Here is a 1,075-nt window from a genome sequence, read left to right on the forward strand (position 1 = left end):
CGATTACCTGGCGTTGACCGCTGCCGCCCATCACGAGCAGCTGCGTGAGGATGAACGTATCGGCTATCACGCCCTCTACGGAACCGACTCCGACGGCGACCAGGTCGCCGCTCAGCTCTCGATCACCGACCTCGCTCCCACCGAGGACGAGTTCGAGGACGGGGTGTCGGCGTGAGTATTCAACGGTTGCAATCACATTGGGGCTTCACACGGATGCCGTTCGGGCGGGATCTGGCGCCGTCGATGCTGCACCGCCACCCCGGCCACAGCGAAGCGATCGCCCGCATCGGCTGGTGTGTGGACCAATGCGCCATCGGCGTCATCACCGGCGAAGTCGGCGCTGGCAAAACCGTCGCGATCCGCGCGGCAGCCACCTCCTTGGATCCGGCGCGGCACGTAATCATCTACCTCGCCAACCCCACCATCGGGGTGCGCGGCATGCTCACCCACATCGTGGCCACCCTCGGGCACACCCCGGCGTTTCACACCGCCCGGCTGGCTCCCCAAGCCGCAGACGCCTTGGCCGCCGAGCACGCTGAACGTGGCCGCAACCCCGTGTTAGTCGTCGATGAAGCCCACCTGCTCGACAACCATCAACTCGAAGCGATCCGGCTGCTGACCAACCACGACATGGACAGTGGTTCACCGTTCGCCGTGGTCCTGGTCGGGCAACCCACCCTGCGGCACCGACTGCGTCTGGGTGTTCTGGCCGCGTTGGATCAGCGCATCGCCGTGCGCTACACCCTGCCCGGCATGACAGCGGCCGACACCGCCGACTACATCGGGCATCACACCAAGATCGCCGGCCGCTCCGATGCGCTGTTCGCCGACGACGCGATGACCCTGATCCACAACGCCTCCCGTGGACATCCGCGTGCGGTCAACAATCTCGCCCTGCACGCGCTCACGGCCGCGTTCGCCGCCGGGCACTCCATCGTCGGGGAGAAAGCCGCCCGCATCGCCATCAGCGAAACAGCAACCGACTGAACCCGATCCGCTTCACCACGGCGACGACCACGTCACCGCGACGAGGATCCCGTCACCGAGATCACAAACGCCCCGCTCGCCACAGTCG

The 1,075-nt window shown here is 66.5% G+C and carries 1 protein-coding gene; it reads left to right on the forward strand.

The genetic code is table 11. From position 1 onward, the window contains the following. The first annotated feature begins 213 nt into the window (after positions 1 to 213). Positions 214 to 987 (forward strand): ExeA family protein, encoded by a 774-nt coding sequence (locus ACJH6H_RS29765; RefSeq protein WP_226522213.1) that lies wholly within the window; start codon positions 214 to 216, stop codon positions 985 to 987. Positions 988 to 1,075: the final 88 nt, after the last annotated feature.

It is taken from the genome of Mycobacterium sp. SMC-21, from assembly GCF_045310825.1.
Lineage (GTDB): Bacteria > Actinomycetota > Actinomycetes > Mycobacteriales > Mycobacteriaceae > Mycobacterium.

Excerpts from the sequence above, each read along its gene's own strand:
- ACJH6H_RS29765 (WP_226522213.1), top strand. The coding sequence starts at position 214 with ATGCCGTTCGGGCGGGATCTGGCGCCGTCGATGCTGCACCGCCACCCC.